The organism is Arthrobacter sp. KNU40, from assembly GCF_051515115.1.
Taxonomy (GTDB): Bacteria; Actinomycetota; Actinomycetes; order Actinomycetales; family Micrococcaceae; genus Arthrobacter.
Window position 1 is genome coordinate 4,033,296 of the sequence record NZ_CP195850.1, and the last position, 25,614, is coordinate 4,058,909.

General features: G+C 63.6%; 27 protein-coding genes and 1 tRNA gene. 14 read left to right on the forward strand and 14 right to left on the reverse strand.

The features are described 5' to 3' along the window. Positions 1-112: 112 nt before the first annotated feature. The 5 genes from rplA to ACSKT0_RS18775 all read right to left on the reverse strand — a co-directional run bounded on the left by rplA (position 113) and on the right by ACSKT0_RS18775 (position 2,939). On the reverse strand, positions 113-820 hold the full coding sequence (rplA, locus tag ACSKT0_RS18755; protein WP_234749040.1) for a 50S ribosomal protein L1: 708 nt from the start codon (positions 818-820) through the stop codon (positions 113-115). Positions 821-994: 174 nt separating this feature from the next. Next, positions 995-1,426 carry a 50S ribosomal protein L11 gene (rplK, locus tag ACSKT0_RS18760; protein WP_018773647.1) on the reverse strand — a complete coding sequence of 144 codons (432 nt, stop codon included), beginning with the start codon at positions 1,424-1,426 and terminating at the stop codon, positions 995-997. Positions 1,427-1,555: 129 nt separating this feature from the next. After that, positions 1,556-2,389, reverse strand: coding sequence for a transcription termination/antitermination protein NusG (gene nusG, locus ACSKT0_RS18765; RefSeq protein WP_437771064.1), 834 nt, complete (start codon positions 2,387-2,389; stop codon positions 1,556-1,558). A gap of 114 nt (positions 2,390-2,503) precedes the next feature. Next, on the reverse strand, positions 2,504-2,785 hold the full coding sequence (gene secE, locus ACSKT0_RS18770) for a preprotein translocase subunit SecE (RefSeq protein WP_059387348.1): 282 nt from the start codon (positions 2,783-2,785) through the stop codon (positions 2,504-2,506). Positions 2,786-2,866: 81 nt separating this feature from the next. Beyond that, positions 2,867-2,939 (reverse strand) — tRNA-Trp (locus tag ACSKT0_RS18775). A gap of 324 nt (positions 2,940-3,263) precedes the next feature. On the opposite strand from ACSKT0_RS18775, the gene ACSKT0_RS18780 reads away from it, so the two are divergent. Next, positions 3,264-4,493, forward strand: coding sequence for a pyridoxal phosphate-dependent aminotransferase (locus ACSKT0_RS18780; protein WP_437771065.1), 1,230 nt, complete (start codon positions 3,264-3,266; stop codon positions 4,491-4,493). Positions 4,494-4,639: 146 nt separating this feature from the next. On the opposite strand, the gene ACSKT0_RS18785 is transcribed toward ACSKT0_RS18780, so the two are convergent. Both ACSKT0_RS18785 and ACSKT0_RS18790 read right to left on the reverse strand, forming a co-directional pair. Beyond that, positions 4,640-5,311: a LuxR C-terminal-related transcriptional regulator gene (locus ACSKT0_RS18785; protein WP_437771066.1), complete on the reverse strand. Its 672-nt coding sequence runs from the start codon at positions 5,309-5,311 to the stop codon at positions 4,640-4,642. Then, positions 5,308-6,666 carry an ATP-binding protein gene (locus ACSKT0_RS18790; protein WP_437771067.1) on the reverse strand — a complete coding sequence of 453 codons (1,359 nt, stop codon included), beginning with the start codon at positions 6,664-6,666 and terminating at the stop codon, positions 5,308-5,310. Before ACSKT0_RS18790 ends, ACSKT0_RS18785 begins: the two co-directional genes overlap by 4 nt. Before the next feature lie 125 nt (positions 6,667-6,791). Here ACSKT0_RS18790 and ACSKT0_RS18795 point away from each other — a divergent pair, with 125 nt between their 5' ends. From ACSKT0_RS18795 to ACSKT0_RS18815, 5 genes are all read left to right on the forward strand, one after another. Beyond that, on the forward strand, positions 6,792-8,261 hold the full coding sequence (locus tag ACSKT0_RS18795) for a PspC domain-containing protein (RefSeq protein WP_437771068.1): 1,470 nt from the start codon (positions 6,792-6,794) through the stop codon (positions 8,259-8,261). A 1-nt stretch (position 8,262) separates the two neighbouring features. Further along, positions 8,263-8,559 (forward strand): hypothetical protein, encoded by a 297-nt coding sequence (locus ACSKT0_RS18800; RefSeq protein ID WP_437771069.1) that lies wholly within the window; start codon positions 8,263-8,265, stop codon positions 8,557-8,559. 45 nt (positions 8,560-8,604) lie between these two features. After that, entirely contained in the window at positions 8,605-8,862 is a 258-nt protein-coding gene (locus ACSKT0_RS18805; RefSeq protein WP_345448649.1) for a PspC domain-containing protein, read from the forward strand. Positions 8,863-9,020: 158 nt separating this feature from the next. Continuing rightward, a complete protein-coding gene (locus ACSKT0_RS18810; RefSeq protein WP_234749032.1) occupies positions 9,021-10,046 on the forward strand; it encodes an ATP-dependent 6-phosphofructokinase in 1,026 nt (341 codons plus the stop codon). 101 nt (positions 10,047-10,147) lie between these two features. Beyond that, complete coding sequence (locus ACSKT0_RS18815; protein ID WP_437771070.1) at positions 10,148-10,879, forward strand: GNAT family N-acetyltransferase; 732 nt, start codon at positions 10,148-10,150, stop codon at positions 10,877-10,879. A gap of 79 nt (positions 10,880-10,958) precedes the next feature. Here the strand turns inward: ACSKT0_RS18815 and ACSKT0_RS18820 are convergent, their stop codons facing one another. From ACSKT0_RS18820 to ACSKT0_RS18850, 7 genes are all read right to left on the reverse strand, one after another. Beyond that, positions 10,959-12,482 carry a DHA2 family efflux MFS transporter permease subunit gene (locus ACSKT0_RS18820; protein WP_437771071.1) on the reverse strand — a complete coding sequence of 508 codons (1,524 nt, stop codon included), beginning with the start codon at positions 12,480-12,482 and terminating at the stop codon, positions 10,959-10,961. A gap of 54 nt (positions 12,483-12,536) precedes the next feature. Beyond that, complete coding sequence (locus ACSKT0_RS18825) at positions 12,537-13,097, reverse strand: PadR family transcriptional regulator (protein WP_437771072.1); 561 nt, start codon at positions 13,095-13,097, stop codon at positions 12,537-12,539. 120 nt (positions 13,098-13,217) lie between these two features. After that, a complete protein-coding gene (locus ACSKT0_RS18830; RefSeq protein WP_437771073.1) occupies positions 13,218-13,631 on the reverse strand; it encodes an ankyrin repeat domain-containing protein in 414 nt (137 codons plus the stop codon). Next, positions 13,628-14,713, reverse strand: coding sequence for a CAF17-like 4Fe-4S cluster assembly/insertion protein YgfZ (gene ygfZ / locus ACSKT0_RS18835; protein WP_437771074.1), 1,086 nt, complete (start codon positions 14,711-14,713; stop codon positions 13,628-13,630). The genes ACSKT0_RS18830 and ygfZ overlap by 4 nt, the downstream gene beginning before the upstream one ends. Before the next feature lie 22 nt (positions 14,714-14,735). Further along, positions 14,736-15,458 (reverse strand): flavodoxin family protein, encoded by a 723-nt coding sequence (locus tag ACSKT0_RS18840; protein WP_059387341.1) that lies wholly within the window; start codon positions 15,456-15,458, stop codon positions 14,736-14,738. Between the two features lie 90 nt (positions 15,459-15,548). Then, on the reverse strand, positions 15,549-16,145 hold the full coding sequence (locus tag ACSKT0_RS18845; RefSeq protein ID WP_437771075.1) for an FABP family protein: 597 nt from the start codon (positions 16,143-16,145) through the stop codon (positions 15,549-15,551). 184 nt (positions 16,146-16,329) lie between these two features. Then, positions 16,330-17,064 carry a permease gene (locus ACSKT0_RS18850; RefSeq protein WP_437771076.1) on the reverse strand — a complete coding sequence of 245 codons (735 nt, stop codon included), beginning with the start codon at positions 17,062-17,064 and terminating at the stop codon, positions 16,330-16,332. Between the two features lie 312 nt (positions 17,065-17,376). Here ACSKT0_RS18850 and ACSKT0_RS18855 point away from each other — a divergent pair, with 312 nt between their 5' ends. From ACSKT0_RS18855 to asd, 8 genes are all read left to right on the forward strand, one after another. Then, a complete protein-coding gene (locus tag ACSKT0_RS18855; protein ID WP_059387339.1) occupies positions 17,377-18,075 on the forward strand; it encodes a winged helix-turn-helix transcriptional regulator in 699 nt (232 codons plus the stop codon). A 227-nt stretch (positions 18,076-18,302) separates the two neighbouring features. Further along, the gene (gene mshD, locus ACSKT0_RS18860; protein ID WP_437771077.1) at positions 18,303-19,274 is read left to right on the forward strand and encodes a mycothiol synthase; all 972 of its coding nucleotides are present in this window, start codon (positions 18,303-18,305) and stop codon (positions 19,272-19,274) included. A 104-nt stretch (positions 19,275-19,378) separates the two neighbouring features. Further along, positions 19,379-21,628, forward strand: a complete 2,250-nt coding sequence (locus tag ACSKT0_RS18865; RefSeq protein ID WP_236812317.1) for an RNA degradosome polyphosphate kinase — start codon at positions 19,379-19,381, stop codon at positions 21,626-21,628. Between the two features lie 11 nt (positions 21,629-21,639). Continuing rightward, positions 21,640-22,608 carry an NUDIX hydrolase gene (locus ACSKT0_RS18870; protein ID WP_437771078.1) on the forward strand — a complete coding sequence of 323 codons (969 nt, stop codon included), beginning with the start codon at positions 21,640-21,642 and terminating at the stop codon, positions 22,606-22,608. Between the two features lie 18 nt (positions 22,609-22,626). Further along, positions 22,627-23,430 (forward strand): thymidylate synthase, encoded by an 804-nt coding sequence (locus ACSKT0_RS18875; protein ID WP_366176353.1) that lies wholly within the window; start codon positions 22,627-22,629, stop codon positions 23,428-23,430. Then, a complete protein-coding gene (locus ACSKT0_RS18880; RefSeq protein WP_437771079.1) occupies positions 23,427-24,014 on the forward strand; it encodes a dihydrofolate reductase in 588 nt (195 codons plus the stop codon). Before ACSKT0_RS18875 ends, ACSKT0_RS18880 begins: the two co-directional genes overlap by 4 nt. 2 nt (positions 24,015-24,016) lie before the next feature. Beyond that, positions 24,017-24,238, forward strand: a complete 222-nt coding sequence (locus tag ACSKT0_RS18885; protein ID WP_437771080.1) for an NF038396 family protein — start codon at positions 24,017-24,019, stop codon at positions 24,236-24,238. A gap of 154 nt (positions 24,239-24,392) precedes the next feature. After that, the gene (gene asd, locus ACSKT0_RS18890) at positions 24,393-25,535 is read left to right on the forward strand and encodes an aspartate-semialdehyde dehydrogenase (protein WP_345448662.1); all 1,143 of its coding nucleotides are present in this window, start codon (positions 24,393-24,395) and stop codon (positions 25,533-25,535) included. Positions 25,536-25,614: the final 79 nt, after the last annotated feature.

Here is a 25,614-nt window from a genome sequence, read left to right on the forward strand (position 1 = left end):
GCCCTTAGCCTAATCAGCGGTCGCTACGCGCGATAGGTGCCGGTTTGCGTACAACGAAAGGACCGCCCGGCGAATGCCGGACGGTCCTTTCAGAGTCGATGCTCCCGGTGGCTTACGCCTCGGTGAGAACCTTGGTGACGTTCGGGTCAACGGAGATGCCCGGGCCGAACGTGGTGGCGACCGTAGCCTTCTGGATGTACCGGCCCTTGGAAGCGGACGGCTTCAGGCGAAGCACCTCTTCCAGAGCGGCTGCGTAGTTCTCGGCCAGCTTCAGTTCATCGAAGGAAACCTTGCCGATGATGAAGTGCAGGTTCGAGTGCTTGTCGACGCGGAAGTCGATCTTGCCACCCTTGATGTCGTTGACAGCCTTGGTGACGTCTGCGGTCACGGTACCGGTCTTCGGGTTCGGCATGAGGTTACGCGGGCCGAGGACTTTACCGAGACGGCCAACCTTGCCCATGAGGTCCGGGGTTGCCACTGCGGCGTCGAAGTCGGTCCAGCCGGCGGCGATCTTTTCGATCAGGTCATCGGAACCAACGAAGTCGGCGCCTGCAGCGATTGCTGCTTCGGCCTTGTCGCCCGTTGCGAAAACCAGGACGCGGGCAGTCTTACCCGTGCCGTGCGGCAGGTTGACGGTGCCGCGCACCATCTGGTCGGCCTTACGCGGGTCAACGCCCAAACGGAAAGCAACCTCAACGGTGGCGTCGAACTTGGACGGGTTGGTGTCCTTGGCGAGCTTGATGGCCTCGAACGGGGCGTAGAACTTGTCTGCCTCGATCTTGGCTACGGCTGCCTCATATGCTTTGCTGCGCTTTGCCATGCTGCTTATTCTCCTTGTGCAGTTGTGGTCTGCGGACCGCGCTGGGCCCTGCCACAGTTGGAAATCCGGCGTGGATCTCCAACATTTTCAATATTTCAGTGGTGCCGGTTTCCCGGCGGTGCTACCCGGCGTCGTCAGTTTCCCAAAACAGACGCCATGAAGCGGTGAGGGGAATTAACCCTCGACGGTGATACCCATGGAGCGTGCGGTGCCGGCGATGATCTTGGCAGCGCCCTCAAGGCTGGTGGCGTTGAGGTCTTCCATCTTGGTGGTGGCGATCTCGTTAACCTGTGCCTGGGTCAGCTTGGCAACCTTGACGGTGTGCGGCGTGGCCGAACCCTTTGCAACGCCTGCAGCCTTCTTGATGAGCTCTGCAGCCGGCGGGGTCTTGGTGATGAAGGTGAAAGAGCGGTCTTCGTAGACCGTGATTTCAACCGGGATAACGTTTCCGCGCTGGGCTTCCGTTGCAGCGTTGTACGCCTTGCAGAATTCCATGATGTTGACACCGTGCTGGCCAAGCGCAGGACCGATCGGCGGGGCCGGGTTGGCGGCACCTGCCTGGATCTGCAGCTTGATGAGGCCGGTGACCTTCTTCTTGGGAGCCAATGTAGGTCCTTCTCTCAATAACTTCCTAGGACACAGGAGCGTGCCTCAGGTTTGTGGCCGCCATGGCAAGGCGACCGACCGCTCCGTGGTTGCTAAGCGGGCAACCACGGGGCGAAATTCTTGGATCAACTAGATCTTGGTGACCTGGTTGAATGCGAGCGTAACCGGGGTTTCGCGTTCGAAGATCGACACCAGCACCACAAGCGTCTGGGAATCCATCTTGATCTCGGAGATCGTGGCGGGAAGGGTCTCGAACGGACCTTCCTTGACGATGACGGACTCTCCGACCTCGAAGTCGATGTCGACGGGCGTCTGGTGCTGCTTGTTGACCGGCTTGCCCTTTTCGGCCTGCTGCTCTTCGAAGACTGGAGCCAGCATGGAGAAGACCTCGTCAAGGCGAAGCGGGACCGGGTTGTGTGCGTTGCCCACGAAGCCAGTGACACCCGGAGTGTGGCGGACGGCGCCCCAGGATGCGTCGGTCAGGTCCATACGGACGAGGACGTAACCCGGGATGCGTACGCGGTTGATGATCTTGCGCTGGGCGTTCTTGATCTCAACGACTTCCTCCATGGGCACCTGGATCTCGAAGATGTAATCTTCCATGTCCAGGGTCTGGATGCGGGTCTCAAGGTTGGCCTTGACGCGGTTTTCGTAACCGGCGTAGGAGTGGATGACGTACCAGTCACCCTCCTGGCGGCGAAGCTTGGCCTTGAACTCCTCAGCGGGGTCGGCGGGCGCTACGGCTGCAGCGGCGGCCAAGGCGTCGGCGCCGGACTCGGCGTCGTCAGACTCGTCGTCGTCGGACACCTCGGCGTCGGACTCATCGGCGTCGTCGACGTCGGCAGTTTCGGGCGCAGCAGAATCGACCTCGGATCCTTCCACGGCGTCAGCCGTGGCGTGGGCCGTGCTTTCAGCGGGCCCATCCAGCTCAGTCTCAGTTACCTCGAGCTCCTGCTCAGACACTTGGTCTCCTGCTTCCTCATTGCCTAACATGCCTATTTAAATGGCTCAATTCCGCAAACCCTACGAAATCCCTTGATTTTCCGGGGATTCCGCGCGGTTTGCGGAGCGATCCGCTTAGTGGTTCGTGGTGCCGGTAGCGCCGAAAACCCATTTGATTCCCGTACCGAAAGCCAGGTCCAGGATGGTGACGACCAGCATCATGATGGCCACGAACACCAGCACCACGACTGTGTAGTTGACCAGTTCCTTACGGGTGGGGGCAACTACCTTCTTGAGCTCGCCAATTACCTGGCGAACAAAAAGCGCAATTCGAGCGAAGAGGCCGGAATCGGACTTCTTGGCAGGGCGGCCCTTCGAGCTGCTCGCAGCTGTTTCGGTCACCTGATCCTCACTCATCTATGCAAACGTCGTTGACCCGACTCTGATCAGAGTCATGGTTGCTGCGCTTGTTCCGAGCAAAACCCGGAACAGCTTGCGCAGGGCAGACAGGACTCGAACCTGCAACCTGCGGTTTTGGAGACCGCTGCGCTACCAATTGCGCCACTACCCTATGGAACGAATCCATATTTCGGCCGCACTCCATCGAAGCCAAGGAATCCAGAAGAACACGAGATTCCGGAGCCTATCTGGGGCGCGAACCATTGTGATGTTTTTCAACACCGGTGAACCAGTCTACGCAACAACGTCGCGATAGTCGAACCGGGCCATTTCCGGAGCGTTCAGGCCGTCCCGCTCGTGTGATCAGCGCTCGCTTGATCAGCCTTCACTGTCACTTTCCCGGCGTTAGCCCGATAGCTCCGCAGAACAGCATAAAGTAGATTTCGTCGAATCCCACCATCCAGCCCATGAGCTGCCCGCGAAGAACGGTGCTTTAATGTCTGCCGGAATACTAGCCGCCCGCATTTCACAGCGAATTTCCGCCATCGCCGAATCCGCCACCCTTGCCGTTGACGCCAAGGCCAAGGCGCTCAAGGCAGCGGGTCGCCCCGTGATTGGCTTTGGCGCCGGGGAGCCCGACTTCCCGACCCCCGACTACATCGTCAAGGCCGCCGTCGAGGCCGCCGGCCAGCCGAAGTACCACCGCTACTCCCCTGCCGCCGGCCTGCCGGAGCTGAAGCAGGCCATCGCGGACAAGACGTTCCGCGACTCGGGCTACAAAGTAGACGCTTCCCAGGTGATGGTTACCAATGGCGGCAAGCAGGCCGTCTACAACACCTTCGCGACCCTTGTTGATCCGGGCGACGAAGTAATCATCCCCACGCCGTTCTGGACCACCTACCCGGAGGCAATTCGCTTGGCCGGAGGCGTTCCCGTTGAGGTCTTCGCCGGCCCCGAGCAGGGTTACCTGGTCACCGTGGAGCAGCTCGAAGCCGCGGTCACCGACAAGACGAAGATCCTGCTTTTCGTTTCGCCGTCCAACCCGACCGGAGCCGTCTACAGCGCCGAACAGGTGGCTGAGATCGGAAAATGGGCTGCGGCAAAGGGCCTCTGGGTTGTCACCGACGAAATCTATGAGCACCTGACCTACGACGGCGTGCCCTTCACCTCGATCGCCACTGCCGCCCCCGAACTCGGCGACAAGGTGGTCATCCTCAACGGTGTCGCCAAGACCTATGCCATGACCGGATGGCGTGTTGGATGGATGATCGGCCCGGCTGACGTCATCAAGGCCGCCACCAACCTCCAGTCGCACGCGACGTCGAACGTTTCCAACATCATGCAGATCGCAGCCCTGGCTGCCGTGTCCGGTCCGCTGACCGCCGTCGACGAAATGAAAGTCGCCTTCGACCGCCGCCGCAAGGCGATTGTCGCCGGACTGAACGCGATCGAGGGTGTGGAATGCCCGACGCCGACCGGCGCCTTCTACGTGTACGCCGACGTCCGCGGTCTGCTGGGCAAGGAATTCCCGACGTCGAACGGTCCTGTCCGTCCGTCAACGTCCGCTGAGCTGGCCTCGCTGATCCTCGACGAGGTTGAGGTCGCAATTGTTCCGGGCGAGGCCTTCGGCCCCTCCGGTTTCGTGCGCCTCTCCTACGCCTTGGGCGACGACGACCTTGCCGAAGGCGTTCGTCGCCTCCAGGAATTCCTCGGCCAGGCCAAGTAGCCTTCCGCCTGCACAAACGCCCGTTCACCTTGGGTTTAGGTGAGCGGGCGTTTGGGTTTAACCCGCTAAAGGTGAGCGGGCGTTTGGGTTTAACCCGCGAAAGGTGAGCGGGCGTTTGGGTTTAACCCGCTAAAGGTGAGCGGGCGTCAGAGGAGGCGGCGCTCGGCGGCCCACCTGGTCAGTTCGTGGCGGCTGGAGAGCTGGAGTTTGCGGAGCACCGCCGAGACATGGGTTTCCACGGTCTTGATGGAAATGAACAGCTCCTTGGCCACCTCCTTGTAGCTGTAGCCGCGGGCGATGAGGCGCATGACTTCCAGTTCCCTCGCGGAAAGCCGGTCCAGTTCGTCGTCGGCGATCTCGGCCGGGGAGGTTCCAAACGCGTCGAGGACAAAACCGGCCAGTCTCGGCGAGAAGACGGCGTCACCGTCGGCCACGCGGATCACGGCATCAGAGATCTCGGGGCCGGAAATGGTCTTGGTGACATAGCCCCGGGCGCCAGCCCGAATGACGGCCACGACGTCCTCGGCGGCATCCGAGACGCTCAAGGCCAGGAAGCTCGTGCTCCCACGCAACGGCGCGGATGCGCTGATGACTTCCCGACCGCCACCGCCAAGGCCGCCAGGCAGGTGGACGTCGAGCAACACCACTTCCGGGTGAACTTCGGCAATCACGGCGATAGCTTGCTCCACTGTTCCGGCTTCGCCTACGACGTCGATCCTGGAATCGAGGTCGGCCTTCAGCCCGGACCGGAAAATGGCGTGGTCGTCCACGATCACCACACGAACCTTCCGCGCTACTTGCTCTGATAGGGCGTTCATGCTTTGGCTTCTCCGTTTCGGTTCTCTGCTTTATCGGGGTTCTCAACGGGCAGTTTCAGGCGTACTTCGGTGCCCTCCGAGCTACTGCTGATGACCGCCGTTCCGCCGTGGCGCTTCATCCGTCCGATGATTGATTCCTTGACTCCGAGCCGGTCTTCCGGGACGGTATCGGGGTCAAAGCCAGGCCCGCGGTCCCTGACAAAAACCTCGCTGCCCGTGTCCGAGCTCTCGAGATAGACGGACACGGCGCCGCCGCCGTGCCGGGCGGCATTGTGCATGGCCTCCCGGGCCGCCAGGACGAGCGCTTCGTGCCTGTCTGTCATGGCGGCGTCTCCCACGCTGACGACGTCGACGGCGTGTCCGTGGGCGTCCTCGACTTCGGCTGCGGCCGCGGCAATCCGCTCCGCCAGGAGTCCCGCATCCTTGGCGGCGTCCCGGTACAGCCAGGTGCGCAGTTCGCGCTCCTGGGCACGGGCGAGGCGGACCACGTCCTGCTCGGAACCTGCCCGGCGCTGGATCAAGGCGAGCGTCTGCAGTACCGAGTCGTGCAAGTGGGCGGCAATCTCGGCCCGCTCCGTCTCCCGGACCCGCGCCGCCCGCTCAGTTTCAAGGTCCTTCCAGAACTTCAAGCCCCACGGCAGCAGCACCAGGGCGACGCCGCCAAGCACTGCGATCGAAGCCAGCAGCGCGAGCCAGGTCTGCTCCCACGAGCCGGAACCGGACACCATGACCAACACCCCGGCAACCACCAAGGCCAGGCCCGCGGCAAGACGGACCCAGCCGCCTGCTTGGTCGGCCTTGGTCTTGTCCACCAGCCCGGCCCGGCGTGTCTCGTCCAACTGCATCCACGCGATCGACGCTCCGCCGAGTATGGCCGCCGCCGGGATCAGCGTGCCGAGAGGGACCTCGACGCCGAACTGCCGGGCGATGAGGATGGCGGCCACCAGGAGCAGGCCGGCTCCCAGGAGGATCTCTTTCCCGTACTGGATGCGACGAATCCTGAACCAGGAGGCGAAGACGGGGGCCGGGGTGGACAGCGGCAGCGGCTGCGCGCCGCCGTCGGGCGCTGTTACCTCGAGAGGGATGCTCACTGAAAGGGGCATGCTCACTGCGGGAGCAATGGGCGACGCCGGCCGGCGGCTATTGCGACGGGCGCTTTCGTCGGCAGTGGGCACCATGACCCAAAGCCAGGCGTAGAAGGCCAGGCCCGCGCCGCCGGCGAACGAGGCAAGGACCATACCGAGCCGGATGTATTTCACAGGCCAGCCAAGGTGGTCCGCCAGGCCACTGCACACGCCGGCAATCATCCGGTCGCTGCTCCGGACCAGCGGCGGGCGTTGCATGGCGGTTGTCATGATTCCATCCAAACACGTATCAGGGCCTTCGGCGCTCGAAGCCAGGGCATCTCAGGGGGCCACTCAGGGAACGTTCAGGGTATCCCCCAATAGAGGGCGGCGTCGCCGGGCGGCAAGATCGAAGTATGAACGCGAACAGCATGAATCCCGAGGACTCCGGACAAGCAGCGGAGCCCGGTCAACCTGAAGAATCCGGCCAGCCGGCCGGGACAGGCTCGCCGGAAGAACCGGCCCAGCCAAACGCTGCCCACAGCGGCGCCTCGCCGAACTACGCCGTTCCCGCTCCCCCGCAGAACTTCTTCAACTGGATCCGCAGCCAAGGCATCAGCCGTGGCCGGGACCGTTGGGTGGGCGGCGTAGCGAGCGGCATCGCGCACCGCTTCGGTGTCGATCCATTGATCGTCCGCGGCATCTTCATCGTCCTTACCCTCTTCGCCGGCGTCGGCATGCTGCTCTACGGCGTCGCCTGGGCGCTCCTGCCCGAACCGGATGGCCGCATCCACGCCCAGGAGGCCGGAGCAGGCCGCTGGTCCGCAGGCATGACCGGCGCCCTCATCACAACCATCATCGGATTGCCGGGCCTCGGCCGCGGTTTCTGGGGATGGGGCTGGAACGGCGTTCCTGGAATCCTCTGGACGCTGTTCTGGGTAGGCGGCACCATCTACCTGATCTACTTCCTGGTCCAGCGCAGCAAATCCCGCAACGGAAGGCAGACCATGGGCCCTCACAACCACGCGGCCGCTCCCGGCTCCCCCAGCGGGGCGGGCACCCCTGCCTCGGCAGGTTATCCAGCCGGCCCCTACACCGCAGGCCCTTACGGTGCGGTTCCTTACAGCGCAGCTCCTTACGGCTCCGGTACTTACGGGACAGGCGGCCCCTCAACTCCCGCAGGCCCCGTCAATCCAGCTGGCCCGTACCCACCGGCCGGCGTACCCAACCGCCCAGAGCGGCCAGAGCGGCCGAGGCGGCAAGGACCGGGCGCGGCCATCGTAGCGGTCTCAGCCGGGGCGGCCCTGTTGGCCGGCGGAACGCTCAAGCTGCTCGACACCGGCAATGTCATCCACCTTGGCGACGCCGCCAACGCAGTGGTCTGGGCCACGGGCGCCGCAGTCCTCGGCCTCGGCATCCTTGTCGCCGGACTCCGGGGCCGTTCGTCGGGGCTGCTCGGCTTCCTGGCCGTAGCGACGCTGATAATCGGAGCCGTATTCAATATCGCCCCGAGCGCGGACCACTTCCGCCTCCAGAATGCCCAATGGAATCCCGTGAGCATCGACGATGCCCGCAAAGGCTTCGACATCACGGGAGCCAACGGGACCGTTGACTTGACCAAACTGAACCTGAGCGCGCCGTTGGGCTCCGACGTCGTGGTTCCGATGGACGTGACCGCAAGCAACATCAAACTCGTCATCCCCTCGACCGTGCCGGTGGAGGTCCAAGCAGACATGACCTTCGCGAACCTCAAGCAGGACGGTAGCGCCGTCACCCAAAGCAACGGTGGTACCAGGGAGAGCTTCAACACGAACAAACCCGGGGCCAAGCTGGTCGTCAGACTCAACGGCACTTTCAGCAACGTCACCGTCCAGGAAGGAAACTGACATGAGCACGCACGAACCCACGCGGGCATTTGAAACGGCACCCGAGCCCGGGGCGCAAGCCGCCCGGGCCAGGGTGGGCACGGTGGTCTGGGGGCTGATTGTCGTCGCACTCGCTGCTTTGATCATCATTTCCAAGCTCGGCCTCGTGGCGCTCAACGGCAACTATGTGTTGATCGGGCTCATGATCGGGGCCGGCGCGGCACTCGTGATCGGAGGCCTAATGTCCGCCCGCTCCCGAAAGGGCAGCGGGTCAGGCCCGGACTCCGGGGCCGGCGGCACCGATTCCGACCACCGGTAGCAAGCAGCACGTGACAAAGCAGCCACAACAGGGAAGGCTCTAGCCATGAACAAGTTCTTCAGCATCGTACGGGGCATCGGCCTGAAGCGCGGTCCGCAGCGTTTGATCGGAGGGGTGTGCGGTGGCATTGCCGCCAAACTGAATGTGGACGTGGCCTACGTCCGCATTGGCTACCTGATCTTCTGCCTGCTACCCGGGCCCGCCGTAGTGATCTACGTGGTGGCTTGGCTGCTGCTTCCCAACCAAAGCGGCACCATTGCACTGGAATCCTTCCTCACCCAGCGTTCGCAGGGCCGGAAGTAGCACAGCCCGGGTTTGCCGGCGAGTTTCAACCCTGTTTCAAAAGTCTCATCCCCGGCGGTGGTCATGGTTTGTGTCCCACCCCACATTGCCCCCTACAATCATTGTGAGCTCAGCGTGGCGCTCTGCACGTATACCTCCTAGCCAGGATTTGAGCCCTCATGAAAATTGGAATCCTTACCAGCGGTGGCGACTGCCCCGGACTTAACGCCGTCATCCGCGGCGCCGTCCTCAAGGGAATTGCCATTCACGGCCAGGAATTCGTCGGTTTCCGGGACGGTTGGCGGGGCGTCGTGGAGGGCGACGTCATCGACATTCCCCGCACCATGGTCCGCGGTATCGCCAAGCAGGGTGGAACCATCCTCGGCACGTCCCGTACCAACCCGTTCGAGAACGGCGGCGGCCCGGATGTCATCAAGGCCCACATGGACCGCCTCGGCATCGACGCCATCATTGCCATCGGCGGCGAAGGTACCCTTGCCGCCGCGAAGCGCCTGACCGACGCCGGGTTGAAGATCGTGGGCGTCCCCAAGACCGTGGACAACGATCTCGACGCCACCGACTATACCTTCGGGTTCGACACCGCCGTCCAGATCGCCACTGAGGCCATCGACCGGCTGCGCACCACCGGGGAATCCCACCACCGCTGCATGATCGCCGAGGTCATGGGCCGCCACGTGGGCTGGATCGCCCTGCACGCGGGCATGGCTGCCGGCGCGCACGCCATCCTGATCCCCGAGCAGAAAGTCAGCATCGAGCAGATCACCGAATGGGTCCAGGAGGCCCACGACCGTGGCCGTGCGCCGTTGATTGTTGTTGCCGAGGGTTTTGTTCCCGACCACATGGAAGCCCCGCACTCCGAACGCGGCCTGGATACCTTCGGCCGGCCCCGACTGGGCGGCATCGCCGACCAGCTCGCCCCCGAAATCGAAGCCCGCACCGGCATCGAGACCCGCGCCACGATCCTCGGCCACATCCAGCGCGGCGGCGTCCCCTCGGCTTTCGACCGCGTCCTGGCCACCCGCCTGGGAATGGCGGCCATCGATTCCGTCGTGGAAGGCCGCTGGGGAACCATGGTGGCCCTCAAGGGCACGGACATCGAGCACGTGGGCTTCGAAGCCGCCCTGGGCAAGCTCAAGACCGTCCCGCAGAACCGCTATGACGAGGCCGCGGTACTGTTCGGCTGAGCTGCTGCCGTTCGGCTGAGCCGGTTCTTCAAGGAGCAGGCGGGCACCACCAGGTGCCTGCCTGCTCCTTCCTTTTCCAGGGACTGCATAGACTCGATGTCATGGAACTTGATGCGGGATCGGCGGAAATTGTGCTGCTGGCCTGGGCCCGACATTTAGGGTTCGACGACGAAGCCTTCAGTTTCGTCTCCGGCTCACCTGCTGCCCTCAACGGCGAGCGGTTGGTCCGGGAAGATGAGGACGCCGAATCCATTACGTTCGTGAGGCTCTTCGGCCGCTCCGCATTGGTGGCCCCGGGATGGGCGGCGGCCGCCGCCGTCGAGCTCTCGGATGATCAACTGAGCGAGCATTCCGTACTGTTGCGGATCAGCCGCGAACACGGTGGCCACGGGCTCGGGACGTCTGCGCTGCTGTTCGCCGATGACCTTCCCCTCTTCCAGCCGGGCGGCGAAGTCACCGTCTCGCACGGCCATCCGGAGGCGATCGAGTTGGAAGGCAGGTGCCCTCCGGACGACGTCAATGAAGTCCATCTCTCCAGGATGGACCACCATTTCACGGTGATGGATGGCAACGAACCGGACCGCAAACCGGTTGCCTGCGGCGCTTATGCGGAGTGGCAGGGGATCCTCGCGGATATGGGCGTCCTGGTGCCCCCGGAATTGCGCCGGCAAGGGCTCGGAACCCTGGCTGTGTCGATCGCCGCCCACGAGGCGCTGGCCTCCGGCCTGACGCTGCAATGGCGGACTGCGCTGGACAACCGGGGCTCGATGGCCTTGGCGCGGAAGCTGGGATTCGTCGACGGCGGCATCCAGACCTCCGTGCTGCTCCGCTAGCGCCCTCCACTGCCCGCGAGTTGGCAGACGATGCCCTCAAAATCGCATTTTGAAGGCATCGTCTGCCAGTTCGCGCGGACTAACCGTCTTGCGAAACAGTCTCAGGCTTGGCCTCTGCGGCAGTCGGGGAACCCCAGCCCTGGACGGCTTTGGGCTTGCCAAACAACAACGCGGCTACGGCGCCCAGCAGAATCGCAAAGGCCGGCAGCAAGACCGACTGGCTCATCGCCGTCGAAAACCCGTCATGCAGGAATTCAGGCAACTTGCCGGTGAATCCGCCTTCGCCCGCCGGGGCGGCACCTGGCGGAGCCGCGGGCAGCTCGGCCGCGAGCCGGGACTGGATGAGGGCAGCAATCGCGGCCGATCCCAGCACCGCACCGATCTGGCGCGTCGTGTTGAAGACACCCGAACCGGCGCCTGCCGAGCGCGGCGGGAGGTTTCGGGTGGTGGCGTTCGAGACCGGTCCCCAAATGAAGCCGTTGGCCACACCCTGGAGGGCGCTGGGCAGCAGGAACATCCAGATGGGGGTGTCCGGTTTCAGAAGGGTCGACGTCCAGAAGAGTGCACCGGACAGGCAGACGAGGCCGAAGGCGGCGAACCAACGCGGGTTGATGCGGTCGATCAGCTTGCCAACGAAAGGTGCCAGCGCCCCGGAGATCACGGCCATGGGGATCATGAGCAACGCGGACTGCGTCGGGGACAAACCGCGGACTACCTGGTAGTAGAAAATGGTGGGCAACGGGAACGCGGTGATGGTGAAACCCACCGCCATGATGGTGGTGTTTCCCAAGGAGAAGTTGCGGTCCTTGAACAGGCCCAACGGCAGCAGGGGTTCGCCGCCGCGGCGTTCCAGGAGCCACTGCCACAAGACGAACAAGGCGAGGACCACGAGCCCCGTGATGATCAGTCCCCAAACGGTAATGGGTCCGCTGACGGTGCCCCACTTGTAGCTTTGGCCCTCCTGGATGCCGAACACCAGCAGGAACATACCCGCTGCGGACAGCAGCACACCCAGGACGTCGAACTTGTGGCTGTGCGTGGTCAGCTTCGGTACGAGCCGGGTCACGAGGACGAAGGCAACGACGCCGATGGGAACGTTGACGAAGAAGATCCACTGCCAACCGAGGCCGTCAACCAACACGCCGCCGAGGATCGGGCCGACGAGGATAGCCATGCCGGCCGTCGCTCCCCAGAGGCCCATGGCCGCGCCGCGGCGGTCCGGCGGGAAGATCCGGGTAATGACGGCCATGGTTTGGGGCGTCATCATGGCCGCGCCGATGCCCTGGACCACCCGGGCGGCGATCAGCATGCCGATATCGCCCGAGAGGCCGCACCACAGCGAAGCCAGGGTAAAGACCACGAGGCCGATCAGGTAGAGGTTCTTCGGCCCGAAGCGGTCACCGAGCCGTCCGGTGATCAGCAACGGGACGGCGTAGGCGAGGAGGTAGGCGCTCGTCACCCAGATTACGGCGTTGATATCCGTGTGCAGGCCCTCCATGATCCGCGGGTTCGCCACGGAGACAATGGTGGTGTCGATCAGGATCATGAAGAACCCGACCACGAGGGACCACAGTGCGGGCCACGGTTTAGCTACGTTTTCCATGGGTTTCCTTTGACTGTGCTGAATCTATTGCAAGTTGGTTCGTGGGATGGGCGGTCACCATGGCAACTGCCCGCTGCGGAGATCATTTTGGAAGCTGCGTATCCAGTCGATTTCCGTCCGCAGCATAGCTTGTTGGTACTTGACGTCAATCCAGAACTTGGGCTCGACGCCTTTGGCAGCGACAGCTTCTTCACCGCGGACCAGGAAGTCGAGCTGGTTTTCCAGGTTCGCCACGCGGTGGTCCAGTAGTTCGAGTACGACGCCGGAGGGCAGGTTGTGCGCCTCGGCGATCGCGTGGGGGAACACCGGGTACTCATTCACGGGTTCCTCCAGCATGTTCTGGAGGCGCTCGGTCAGCGTCTCCCGGCCGGCTCCCGTGATTCGGTAGGTGGTGCGCTCGGGCCGGTTGCCGGAACGGTCAATGCCAGTGGACTCGACCAAACCCGCCTCTTCCAGGCGACCGACCGCGTGGTAGAGCGTACCCGGCCGGACTTTGACCAAACGATCCTCGTGGCGGGCCATCAGGAGCTGGTACATCTCGTAAGGATGCATCGGCGCCTCGACAAGGAGGGCCAATGCAGCGACGCCCAGTGGAGTCAGTGCGGCTCGTGCCATTTCCCCATCCTCCGTGCGAACTATTCCACAACAAATATTCCACATGGAATATTTGGCCGCAAGCCAGCCGGCGCGGTGAGGCCGTCACGCATGGGCAAAACCCGACGGCCCCGCCTTGGCCTATCCGAGCAGTCCGAGAATCTCCGTCCGGGCAAACATCCGGGCGGTGTCGCGCGCTGTGGGTGCGCCGGCGTCGGGATCGGCGCCGGCGTCGATCAGAACCCGGGCCACCTCCGTGTAACCCTTGAAGACTGCGCCGGCCAGCGGAGTCTGGCCACGGTCGTTCGCGCCGTTTGCGTCGGCACCGTGGTAGAGCAGAAGCTGAACGGTTTCAGCGTGGCCATGGTATGCGGCCAGCATCAGCAGCGAGTCACCCGCGGCAGTGCGCATTCCAACCGGCGCACCGGCATTGAGGTAGCTGCGCAGGATCTGCGAGTTGCCTTCCCTGGCGGCATCGAACAAGGCATGCGCCAAGGCAATGGCCTCGTCATCGGCACCGCCCGTTTGGGCTTCGGCGCCCGTCGTTTCGCTCATCGATGGGGTCCCTTCAGGAATCCGGTCTGACGCCCCACCACCTGTCCGGCATCGGGCGCAACGATTACTTCCTGGGCGGCCGGATAAGGCTCCTCACCGTCCAGCACGGTCAGCACTTCGTGCGGGTCGACGGACCGCTTGATCAGAGCCAGTCCTACTGCCCCCATTTCGAAATGCTGGGCCACGGATGTCAGCGTACCCACCTTGCGCTCTCCGGCAAATACGACGCTGCCCGGCGCCGGAAGGGTGTGCTGCGAGCCGTCCAATTGCAGGAAAACGAGCCGCCGTGGTGGGTGTCCCAAGTTGTGGACGCGGGCGATGGTCTCCTGGCCCTTGTAGCAGCCCTTGGACAAGTGGACCGAGGTCCGCAGGAGATCGAGCTCGTGCGGAATGGTCTTCTCGTCTGTCTCCGCGCCGAGCCGGGGACGCCACGCGGCAATGCGGAGCGCCTCCGCCGCCAACGAGCCGGCGAGGGCCATGCCTTCAACGGCCGCTTCAAACTCGTCCGCGGGAATGAGGTACTCGAACCAGGGACGCTCAAGGCCGGGATGGGAGCTTTCCTCCACCACGCTGTACGAATACCCGCCGACGCCGATGTGCGGCCACGGGTCCTCCCAGACGAGCCGCCCGGACCAGGCGTCAACGGGCTTGGTTGAGCCGACGACGGCCCAATCGGCCGACACGTCGGCCACCTCGACGCGCAACATGAACCGCATTCTGTCGAGCCACTCCGCCAGCGGGGCAGCCTCGGCGGCTTCGACCAGCAGCCAGGTGGTCCCGCCGTCGTCCACCACACGGGCATCGAAGTCGATGCGGCCTTGGATGGTGAGAAGCAGCAGTTCGCTTGAGACGCGCGGCTGGAGGTTGGTCAATTGCTGCGAGGAAAGAGTGTTGAGCCAGCTCAGTCGGTCAGGGCCGGTGACGGTGACAACGCCCCGGTAGGAAAGATCGACGACGGCGGTGCCGGCGGCGAGTGCGCGCTGCTCACGCAGGGGTTCGCCGTAGTGGGCCGCGACGCCGGAGTCCTCGCCGCCGCCTTCTACAGCTCCGGGGCGCGACAATAGGGGGCTCTTGTAAGTCATATGTAGTAGAAGTCCTTGGGGCTCAGCGGTATTCCGGGTTTTCAAAATCGAAGCGTGTGCCGGCTTTCCATTCATCCGGGAGGTTGCCGTAGGCAGGAATGCCGCCGACGTCCTTGAGCATGCGGGCGTAGTGGAGCAGGTTCCACGTCATGAAGGTGGTGTTCCGGTTGGTGAAGTCGCTCTCGGGGCCGCCTGATCCTTCGTCGAGGTAGCTGGGGCCGGGGCCGACGGCACCGATCCAGCCGGCGTCGGCCTGCGGCGGAATCGTGAAGCCGACGTGCTGGAGGCTGTACAGGACGTTCATGGCGCAGTGTTTGATGCCATCCTCGTTGCCCGTGATCAGGCAGCCGCCGACTTTTGGATAGTAGGCCCATTGGCCTTTGCTATTGAGCTGGCCCGAATGGGCGTAGAGCCGCTCGATGAGTTTCTTGGTCTGGGAGGAGTTATCACCAAGCCAGATAGGACCGGCCACCACCACGATGTCGGCCTCCAACACGGCCGGGTACAACTCCGGCCATTCGTCCGTGGCCCAGCCATGTTCGCGCATGTCCGGATACACTCCGGCGGCAATGTCATGGTCCACCGTGCGGATCACCTGCGTACTGACGCCCTGCTTTTCCATGATGCGCCGGCTGATGGCTATCAGTCCGTCGGTATTGCTCACTTGCGGGGATGGTTTGAGCGTCCCGTTGAAAAACACAGCTTTGAGATCGTCATAGCTGGCAGGCTTTGTTGCTTCGTTCACTTGCTGTTCCCCTTTGGTTCGGATTGCGAAACGGGACGTTCAGTGAGACCTCTTCGGTGAGACCTTGAAGCCAGGGAACAAACCCTCCTACTAAAGCTTGTTCAGGAAAGCCGAAGCGTGGGCCTCGAGCGACTTGCCCGGAGTGGACACATCCCAGCGCCACAACAGATTGCCATCCACGAGGCCGAAGATGCGTGTGGCCGCAGTGTATTCCTTGGAGTGGCCGCCGCGCATCACCATATCGGTGCTCATCTGGATCTGCGGCCCCTTGATTTGGCCGTAGTACAGCTCGCTGATGCCACCTGGATGGGCGATCGTCACGGTGATGTCGAACCCGCCGTCCGCATTCCGGTGCGCCTCGACGTCGTCGGCGGTTTTCAAAACCGGGACAATTTCCGCGGGAATCAAGCCGGGGCCGCCGTCGGCGTCGAGCATTTTCCGCTCCAGCGCCCAGAAGCCTGTTTCCACCGTGAGGGGCCGCAACTTGGTGCCGTCCTCGTCGCTGAGCCAGCTTTCCGCGCGGTACTCCAGGTAAGGCAGACCGTGGTGCGTGAAGGAGACATGCTGGATGAAATGATCCGAGTCTTCTTCACCGGTTCCAAGCCGTCCCCGGCCTTCCCACTCACCAATGAGCCAGGAAAGAGGTACCAATTCGGGTGTTAGGTCGGAAGGGATTTCGATGGGCACAGCAATTACCTCAGTGGACCGGAAGGTACAGGTTGATCAAAAGCGATGGGAGCTCTACTTCTGGCCCTTGAAGAGACGGTAAACGACAAAACCAGCGAACCACGCCATCGAGAGGCTGGCCAGGCCGAGGAGGACAAGGAAGAAGATTTCAAATGCAAGTACGGACATGATGCCATCCTAACTGTTAGTAGATGAGTAGTTTGTCGATGAAGTAGCACATGGCGCCAACCGCCCAGACGGGAGCGACACCCATTCCAAGGACGGCCGGGAAATTGAGGCGGCCGAGCCGAAGCGTCACCATCCGGCGGAAACTGACCAGGACCGAGCCGATGACGACGCCCACCACGATGGCGGCCACGATCGCGATATTGGAGAACACCAGGCCTGCCAGCGGAGCCACCAACCCGGCCGCCACGATGCCCAAAGGCGCCACAACCCGGTCCGGCCAGCGCAACAAGCCGGCGAGGAGCGCGACGGCGGCGCTGAGAGCGGCGACCAGCACCATTTCCTTGATCCCGTTGAACCTAGCACCCGCAATCCAGCCCGCGCCAAGGCAGCTCAGCAGGACGCCGGCGCAGCTGCCAAGGGTGGATTCGAGCCGTTGGGCCTGACCGGTTCCGCGAATCAGCTGCACGACGAACACCGCGATCACGCCTGCGGCGATGAAGGCGGGGGTTGCGTCGAGAAATCCGGGGGCTGGCACGAAGCCGGCAGCCAAGGCTGAACCCGCACCGCTCAGGCCGATCACGGTGGCGAGCGTTTTCTTCGCGGGGACCGCTAGAAAATGGGGCCAGCCGATGCCAACCGCGGCCGACGCCAGAACTCCGACGGCGACCAGCCCTTCCGTGGGACCGTAAGAGCTGGCGACGAAAACCGCGAGCGCCACGAGGCCGACCACCCCGATGCTCCAAGACTTCACTGCGCCCCTGACCTCACTGTGTCCCTAACCTCGTTGCGCCCTCGTGGGATCCGCGATGGGCCCCATTTCGTTCCAGGCTGCGAGCAACCTCCTGCCAATCCTGCCTTATACGGCACAAATATGTCGCAAACATGGGTTGAAGGTGACACGAATCCCTGACGTTGCAGGGGCCTTTGGGTATACTCGGTTGTCAACAGCGCTTCTTGTTGCAACGCTTCCGTTACAACGGAACCACGCCCCATAAGCAGCTACCGGCCGGTGGAAACCCGGTTCAGACGCCCGATGATGCGCGGACCGCCCATTGGAGGAACTATGTCGCACATCCTGCTCCTGACGAACAGCACCGGCTCGTCGGTAGACATCCTGCCCGCCTTGGAGCTATTGAACCACCGGGTCCACATCCTTCCGGCAGAGCCAACGGCGTTGCTCGAAACCGACCCCACCGACGTCGTCTTCCTTGATGCCCGCAAGGACCTCGTGGGGGCCCGCTCCTTGACCCAGTTGCTCAAAGCCACGGGCTTGAGCGCCCCCCTCATCCTGATCCTCACCGAAGGCGGCATGGCTGCAGTCTCTTCCGCATGGTCTGTTGATGACATCGTCCTCGACTCGGCGGGGCCGGCCGAAGTCGAAGCCCGGATCCGCCTGGCCGTGGCACGCGCCATCCCCGGCGAAGAGGAAACCAACACCGAAATCCGGGCGGCCGGCGTCGTGATCGATGAAGCGAGCTACACGGCCCGCGTGAACGGGCAGCCGCTCAACCTGACCTTCAAGGAGTTCGAACTCCTGAAGTACCTGGCCCAGCACCCGGGCAGGGTGTTCACGCGCCAGCAGCTGCTCACGGAAGTATGGGGCTACGACTACTATGGCGGCACGCGCACCGTGGACGTTCACGTCCGGCGCCTGCGCGCCAAGCTGGGCGTGGACCACGAGAACCTCATCAGCACGGTCCGCAACGTCGGCTACCGCCTGACCTTGGTCCGCTTACCGGAAGACGAGCTCACGGAGGCCTAGGCTTCCGACACCCTTCAAAACACAGGGAAGGCCCGGACTCACTGAGTCCGGGCCTTCCCTTGCTTGAGTGGAGGACATACGGGTCGAACGTATCGAGGCCACCCCACTGGTGGATCCCCCTCGTATCCTGCTTCGCGAAGCCGGATGAGATATAGACCTTACACGGCCAACACGGTGGCCGCAAAATCCATCCCGCCAAACCGGCCGGAGACGTATAGCCTTGCAGCATGAGCCCTGCGCACCCGGAGAACTGGCCCGTCCTCGTCGTCAAAGGCGCGTCGGACAACGACTTGTTGAAAGACATCAAGACGCTGGCCGCAGCTGCCGAGGAGTCGGACGGCAATCCCCCGCTGTCCGAACAGACCCTGGTCATGCTGCGCGGAGCCGATGCCGGCGACCACTCGGTGCTCACGCTGGCCCTCTACGCCCCGGACGAGCAGTCCGATCCCGCAAGCGGCCAGGATCTGGCGGGAATCGCCGTCGTGGTTGAAGCGGACGACGGGACCGGAGTCCTGGAAATGGCGGTGCACCCCAGCTACCGCAACCAGGGTGTCGCAGGCCGGCTGTTGGACTCGCTCCGGGACAGCCGCGGGCTCGAGGGGCTGAACGCCTGGTCCCATGGGAATCACGAGGCCGCCGCGGAGCTTGCGGCCCGTTACGGCTACGGCCCGGCGCGCGAACTGTGGAAGATGCGCCTCATGACCTCCACAGCGGAGCTGCCCGACGCCGGCCTCCCTCAGGGAGTCTCGCTGCGCGCCTTCGTGCCGGGCCAGGATGAGTCCGCCTGGCTGGCCGCCAACAGGGCGGCATTTGCCCACCACCCCGAGCAGGGTTCCCTGACCAGGGCCGACCTGGAAGCGCGTATGGCCGAGGACTGGTTCGATCCCGCCGGTTTCCTGCTGGCTGTGAACCAGGCCGGGGAACTGCTCGGATTCCATTGGACCAAGGTGCACCCCCGGCAAGGACCCCATCCGGCCATCGGAGAGGTCTACGTCGTCGGTGTGACCCCCGCGGCCCAAGGGCTGGGGCTTGGCAAGGCGCTCACGGTCGCCGGAATCAGGTATCTCCAGAGCCACGAGCTGCACTCCGTAATGTTGTATGTGGACGCCGACAACACCGCGGCCGTCGCCCTTTACCAGAAGCTGGGCTTCGTCCGCTGGGACGTCGATGTCATGTATGCGCCGTTGACCCGGAAGTAACCCGGAACCAAGGCGTATCTGAAAGGCTAGGACATCTAGGATTCCGGCACGTGGAATCCTTGTAGGGTTGAATCAAACCCCCGCGCTGAACGAAGGAGAGCCCGATGAACCCGGACCCGGTCGGAACCACCAAAACCGAGGTCAAGGGCGCAACCTTGCCTCCCCGCTTCGGATCTTCCGAAGTCCCGGCTGCGCGGGCAACACAGGACCGCATCGACATTCCCGAATTTGCGCCCTCCCTTGAACCGGAAGGCGACATCACTCCGGACCGCTTCCTGGACCGCGAGCTGAGCTGGCTCGCCTTCAACTCCCGGGTTCTCGAGCTCGCGGAGGATCCGGACCTCTTCCTGCTGGAGCGGGTCAATTTCCTCTCCATCTTCGCCTCGAACCTGGATGAATTCTTCATGGTGCGGGTTGCCGGCTTGAAGCGGCGCATCGCCACCGGGCTCGCGGTCCCCTCCCCCGCCGGGCTGAGCCCGATCGAAGTCCTGGAGCAGATCGGCGATGCCGCCCGGAAGCTGCAGGAACGGCACGCGCGCGTGTTTGCCGAGCAGATCCGCCCCGCCTTGGCCTACGAGCACATCCACCTCATGCGCTGGGACGAACTCGACGACGAGGCCCAGCACCGCTTGAGCATCATGTTCGGCGAGAAGGTCTTCCCGATCCTCACCCCGCTCGCTGTCGATCCCGCCCACCCGTTCCCGTATATCTCCGGCCTTTCCCTCAACCTGGCCGTGATTGTCCGCAACCCCGTGAGCGACAAGGAACTGTTCGCACGCGTCAAGGTTCCGGACCAGTTGCCGCGGCTAGTCTCGATCGACGGACCGCGTGCCGGCGCGGTCCCGGGCCGCGTGGCACGATTCATCGCGCTCGAAGAGGTCATCGCCGTGCATCTGGACAAGCTGTTCCCCGGAATGGAAGTCATGGAGCACCACTCCTTCCGCGTTACCCGCAACGAGGACGTGGAAGTTGAGGAGGACGACGCCGAGAACCTCCTGCAGGCGCTTGAAAAAGAACTGCTGCGCCGCCGCTTCGGCCCTCCCGTCCGGCTTGAGGTCACCACCGACATCAACCCGAACATCCGTGCGCTCCTGGTGCGGGAACTCGGCGTCGAGGAATCCGAGGTGTACTCCGTTCCGGCTCCCTTGGACCTCCGGGGCCTGTCGGTCATCGGCGGAATTGACCGCGCCGACCTCCACTACCCCAAGCACGTGCCCCACACCTCGCGGTACCTGAACGAATCCGAGACCTCCAAAGCCGCCAACGTCTTCGCGGCGATGCGTCGCCGCGACATCCTGCTGCACCACCCGTACGACTCGTTCTCGACGTCGGTCCAGGCCTTCCTGGAGCAGGCCGCCGCCGACCCCAAGGTCCAGGCCATCAAGCAGACCCTGTACCGCACGTCCGGCGATTCCCCGATCGTGGACGCACTGATCGACGCCGCCGAGGCTGGCAAGCAGGTCCTGGCCCTCGTGGAGATCAAAGCCCGCTTTGATGAGCAGGCCAACATCTCCTGGGCCCGCAAGCTGGAGCAGGCCGGTGTGCACGTGGTGTACGGCATCGTGGGACTCAAGACGCACTGCAAGTTGTCCCTGGTTGTCCGTCAGGAAGTGGATGGCCTCCGCCGGTACTGCCATATCGGCACGGGCAACTACCACCCGCGGACGGCCCGCTACTACGAGGACCTTGGCCTGTTGACCTCCAATGAGCAGGTGGGCGAGGACCTGTCCAAGCTCTTCAACCAGCTCTCCGGATATGCCCCCAAGTCGACCTTCAAGCGGCTCCTCGTGGCGCCGCGCTCGGTGCGGTCCGGTCTGATCGACAGGATCGAGACCGAGATCCGCAACGCCCGCGCGGGAATTACCGCCAAAGTCCAGATCAAGGTCAATTCCATGGTTGACGAGGCCACCATCGATGCCCTTTACCGGGCGTCACAGGCCGGGGTAAAGGTTGACGTCATTGTCCGTGGCATCTGCTCGCTGCGTCCGGGAGTGCCTGGACTGAGCGAGAACATCACGGTCCGCTCCGTCCTTGGCCGCTTCCTGGAACACTCCCGCGTGTTTGCCTTCGCCAATGCCAACGATCCCGTGGTCTACATCGGCTCCGCGGACATGATGCACCGCAACCTCGACCGCCGGGTTGAGGCCTTGGTGCAGCTCTCCAACCGCGAAGACACGGCCGAGGTCATGGACCTGCTGCGCCGTTACATGGACCCAGGCACGGCGAGCTGGCACCTCGACAACCAAGGCCACTGGACCAGGTTCCACCAGACCGAGGACGGCACGCCGCTGTTGGACATCCAGTCCTGGCTGCTTGCCTCCCGGTCCCGCCAACGTGCAGTTGCCCGGCGGTAGGCAGCGAAAAGTTGAAGAGCGATACACCTGTTGCAGACCAGACGGACCATCCCGGGGAGCCGATCGCCGTCACGGCGGCCGGCGCTATTCCTTGGCGCATTACCAAGGGCGCCCTTGAGGTCCTACTGATTCATCGGCCAAAATACGACGACTGGTCCTGGCCCAAGGGCAAGCTCGACTCCGGGGAAACCATCCCGGAGTGCGCCGTCCGCGAGATCAGGGAAGAAATCGGCCTCGACGCTGCCCTCGGGATCCCCCTTCCGCCGACCCATTACCATGTGGCGGCCGGGTTGAAGGTGGTGCACTACTGGGCGACGCAGGTCAACGGGTCCATCATCAAGCCGGACGGCGAGGAAGTGGATGCCTACATGTGGGCCGCGCCGGACAAAGCGGCGCGTTTCCTCAGCAACCCGACGGACGTGGGACCCCTCCAGGCGCTCGCGAAGGCACACCTGAACGGTGAGCTGGAGACCTGGCCCCTGATTCTGGTGCGCCATGCCAAGGCCAAGCCGCGATCCTCCTGGTCCAAGGCCGAAGGCAGCCGGCCGCTGGCCGTGACGGGACTGCGGCAGGCGCTGGCCGTCGAACGGCTTCTGGGCGTGTGGAAGCCGCAGCGGATCGTGAGCAGTCCGTGGGCCAGGTGCGTATCCACCATCGCGCCGTATGCCAAGTCAGCCGGAGCCAAGGTGAAACTTGTGGAGGCCCTGACCGAGCACAACCACCAGCGGAGCCCGAAGAAGGCATCCGCCGTCGTCGAGGGCTTGTTCGACAAGCAACGCGGGGTTGCGCTGTGCACCCACAGGCCGGCACTCCCCACCGTCTTGAAGGCGCTCGGCGAGCGTATGGGTCCCGAGCTTCACGAGATGCTGCCTGCCCAGGATCCGTACCTGGCGCCTGGCGAGATGATCGTGTGCCACGTGGCCCGGGCAAACGGCCAGCGCGTTGTGGCCGTGGAACAGATCAAGCCCTTCGACGACTGACTCCAGTAAGCTGGGTGCGTGAGCATCCCAACCCCATACGAAGACCTCCTGCGCGACGTCATGGCCAACGGCACGCATAAGTCGGACCGCACGGGCACAGGCACGCGGAGCGTTTTTGGCCGCCAGCTGCGCTTCGATTTGAGCCAGGGTTTCCCTCTCATAACCACTAAGCGGGTCCACTTCAAATCACTCGCGCTGGAGCTCTTGTGGTTCCTCCGCGGCGAGTCGAACGTGAAGTGGCTCCAGGAGCAGGGTGTCACCATCTGGGACGAATGGGCGGACGCCGACGGCGAACTCGGCCCGGTGTACGGCGTGCAGTGGCGCAGCTGGCCGACCCCCGACGGCGGGCACATTGACCAGATCGCCGAGCTCATGAAGGGCCTGGCCGCCAACCCGGATTCGCGCCGGCATATCGTTTCGGCATGGAACGTGTCCGAGATCAAGGACATGGCCCTGCCGCCGTGCCACGCGTTCTTCCAGTTCTACGTAGCCGACGGCAAGCTGTCCTGCCAGTTGTACCAGCGTTCGGCAGACATGTTCCTAGGTGTTCCTTTCAACATCGCTTCCTATGCTCTGCTGACTTGCATGGTGGCCCAGCAACTGGGCCTTGAACCCGGCGATTTCGTCTGGACCGGCGGGGACGTCCACGTTTACGACAACCACGTGGAGCAAGTCACCGAGCAGCTCTCCCGGGAGCCTTACGAGTACCCGCAACTGCGCTTCGCCCGCAAGCCGGACTCGATCTTCGACTACACCTTCGAGGACTTCGAAGTAGTCGGCTACCGCCACCACCCCTCGATCAAAGCGCCCGTGGCGGTATGAACACCCACGAAACTCCTGCCGCGGAGTCGCCTTCCTCCGGGGAGGCCGCGGACACGCTCAACGGAATCGGCCTGGTCTGGGCACAGACCGGCAGCGGAGTCATCGGCAAGGGCGGGACCATGCCTTGGCACGTTCCCGAAGATCTGCAGCATTTCAGCCGGCTGACAAAAGGACATCCGGTCATCATGGGCCGGAAAACCTGGGAGTCTTTTCCCGCAAAGTACCGGCCCTTGCCCGGCCGCACCAATATCGTGGTGACCCGGCAACACGGCTGGGCGGACTCGCCCGAAGCACGTGGCGCCGTCGTGGTTTCATCCCTTGACGCAGCCCTGCTCGAGTCCCAGTTCGCACCGGGCGGCCAGAATGTCTGGATCATTGGCGGCGGCGAAATTTACCGGCAGTCCATGGATATCGCGAATGTCGCCGTCGTCACGGTCATCGATACCGACACCGACGGCGACACTTACGCGCCGGAGTTCGGCGAGGCCTGGAATCTTGAGGCGACGGAGCCGGCTGAAGGCTGGCTGACGTCCGAGAACGGTACCAACTACCGGATCGCCACGTGGCGCCGGACGGAAGACTGAGAATGCTGAAGAAACCTGAGACCCTGTTCGTGCTCGGCTACATGTTGTTGCCGCTCTTCGCGCTCTTGTCCGCGATCGTTGGACTCACCATGATCCTGGGCGGCAACAAGATCCTGGGAATCATCGTGCTTGTAGTTGTGACCCAGGTCTTCGCTTTTGGCGCCTTCTACGCCCTGCGCGCCCGCAAGGCGGCCCTGCTGGAAGAGCCCGACTCCGGCAAGTAAGGCTGTGTGCCCTGCCCCTCACCCAAGTAACTCGCATTAGTTGTCGTTTTGAGCGCCCAAAACGACAACAACTGCGAGTTAGTTGGGTTTGTCGTGGATGTCCTCGTGACGTAACCGACAGCGGCCGGGAGCCGCGAAAGTCTAGACTGGTTCAATGACTACAGCAGCTAATCCGTCCGTTGGACTGGTCGGTTGGCGTGGCATGGTCGGCTCCGTCCTGATGCAGCGCATGCAGGAAGAAGGCGACTTCGCCAACATCAACCCGGTATTTTTCTCCACCTCGAACGCTGGAGGTGCCGCGCCGTCATTTGCCGACGGCGCAGGCAAGCTCGAGAACGCGTTCGATATTGAGACTCTTGCCAAGCTGCCGATTATTGTCACCGCCCAGGGCGGCGACTACACGAAGCAGGTCCACGGCGAGCTGCGCGGCCGTGGCTGGGACGGTCTGTGGATCGACGCCGCGTCCACGCTGCGCATGAACGACGACTCCATCATCGTGCTGGACCCCATTAACCGCGACGTCATCGACGCAGGCCTGTCCGGCGGCGTGAAGGACTACATCGGCGGCAACTGTACGGTTTCCTGCATGCTCATGGGGCTCGGCGGTCTGTTCAAGAACAACCTGGTCGAGTGGGGTACCTCCATGACCTACCAGGCGGCCTCGGGCGGCGGTGCCCGCCACATGCGCGAACTGCTCAATCAGTTCGGCACCCTCAACAACGAAGTCAGCAGCGAACTGGATGATCCCGCCTCCGCGATCCTGGAAATCGACCGCAAGGTCCTTGCGACCCAACGCACCGGCGTCGATGCCACCCAGTTCGGCGTGCCGCTGGCCGGCTCCCTGATCCCGTGGATCGACGCCGACCTCGGCAACGGCCAGTCCAAGGAAGAGTGGAAGGCCGGGGTGGAAACCAACAAGATCCTCGGCACGGGCAACGGAAAGCCGGGCAAGGACCACGTGGTCATGGACGGCCTCTGCGTCCGTATCGGCGCCATGCGCTCCCACTCCCAGGCACTGACGCTCAAGCTGCGCGAGGACTTGTCCGTCGCCGAAATCGAGAAGCTCCTGGACGCTGACAACGAGTGGGCCAAGGTTGTGCCCAACACGAAGGAAGCATCCATGGCTGACCTCACCCCGGTGGCTGCCTCCGGTACCTTGGAGATCCCTGTGGGCCGTATCCGCAAGCTCGAGATGGGCCCTGAATACATCAGCGCCTTCACCGTGGGCGACCAGCTCCTGTGGGGCGCTGCCGAGCCGCTGCGCCGCATGCTGAAGATCGCTACCGGCACGCTCTAGGCGTCCTGCTGGCATCAACTGACTCGCAGTTGTTGTCGTTTTGAGCGCTCATAACGACAACAACTGCGAGCCAGTTGGG

Excerpts from the sequence above, each read along its gene's own strand:
- ACSKT0_RS18785 (WP_437771066.1), bottom strand. The coding sequence starts at position 5,311 with ATGAACGCCCTATCAGAGCAAGTAGCGCGGAAGGTTCGTGTGGTGATC.
- ACSKT0_RS18810 (WP_234749032.1), top strand. The coding sequence starts at position 9,021 with ATGAAAATTGGAATCCTTACCAGCGGTGGCGACTGCCCCGGACTTAAC.
- ACSKT0_RS18805 (WP_345448649.1), top strand. The coding sequence starts at position 8,605 with ATGAACAAGTTCTTCAGCATCGTACGGGGCATCGGCCTGAAGCGCGGT.
- ACSKT0_RS18815 (WP_437771070.1), top strand. The coding sequence starts at position 10,148 with ATGGAACTTGATGCGGGATCGGCGGAAATTGTGCTGCTGGCCTGGGCC.
- ACSKT0_RS18800 (WP_437771069.1), top strand. The coding sequence starts at position 8,263 with ATGAGCACGCACGAACCCACGCGGGCATTTGAAACGGCACCCGAGCCC.
- ACSKT0_RS18830 (WP_437771073.1), bottom strand. The coding sequence starts at position 13,631 with ATGAGCGAAACGACGGGCGCCGAAGCCCAAACGGGCGGTGCCGATGAC.
- ACSKT0_RS18780 (WP_437771065.1), top strand. The coding sequence starts at position 3,264 with ATGTCTGCCGGAATACTAGCCGCCCGCATTTCACAGCGAATTTCCGCC.
- ygfZ (WP_437771074.1), bottom strand. The coding sequence starts at position 14,713 with ATGACTTACAAGAGCCCCCTATTGTCGCGCCCCGGAGCTGTAGAAGGC.
- asd (WP_345448662.1), top strand. The coding sequence starts at position 24,393 with ATGACTACAGCAGCTAATCCGTCCGTTGGACTGGTCGGTTGGCGTGGC.
- ACSKT0_RS18820 (WP_437771071.1), bottom strand. The coding sequence starts at position 12,482 with ATGGAAAACGTAGCTAAACCGTGGCCCGCACTGTGGTCCCTCGTGGTC.
- ACSKT0_RS18865 (WP_236812317.1), top strand. The coding sequence starts at position 19,379 with ATGAACCCGGACCCGGTCGGAACCACCAAAACCGAGGTCAAGGGCGCA.
- ACSKT0_RS18880 (WP_437771079.1), top strand. The coding sequence starts at position 23,427 with ATGAACACCCACGAAACTCCTGCCGCGGAGTCGCCTTCCTCCGGGGAG.
- ACSKT0_RS18855 (WP_059387339.1), top strand. The coding sequence starts at position 17,377 with ATGTCGCACATCCTGCTCCTGACGAACAGCACCGGCTCGTCGGTAGAC.
- ACSKT0_RS18825 (WP_437771072.1), bottom strand. The coding sequence starts at position 13,097 with ATGGCACGAGCCGCACTGACTCCACTGGGCGTCGCTGCATTGGCCCTC.
- ACSKT0_RS18885 (WP_437771080.1), top strand. The coding sequence starts at position 24,017 with ATGCTGAAGAAACCTGAGACCCTGTTCGTGCTCGGCTACATGTTGTTG.
- ACSKT0_RS18795 (WP_437771068.1), top strand. The coding sequence starts at position 6,792 with ATGAACGCGAACAGCATGAATCCCGAGGACTCCGGACAAGCAGCGGAG.
- ACSKT0_RS18790 (WP_437771067.1), bottom strand. The coding sequence starts at position 6,666 with ATGACAACCGCCATGCAACGCCCGCCGCTGGTCCGGAGCAGCGACCGG.
- mshD (WP_437771077.1), top strand. The coding sequence starts at position 18,303 with ATGAGCCCTGCGCACCCGGAGAACTGGCCCGTCCTCGTCGTCAAAGGC.
- secE (WP_059387348.1), bottom strand. The coding sequence starts at position 2,785 with ATGAGTGAGGATCAGGTGACCGAAACAGCTGCGAGCAGCTCGAAGGGC.
- rplA (WP_234749040.1), bottom strand. The coding sequence starts at position 820 with ATGGCAAAGCGCAGCAAAGCATATGAGGCAGCCGTAGCCAAGATCGAG.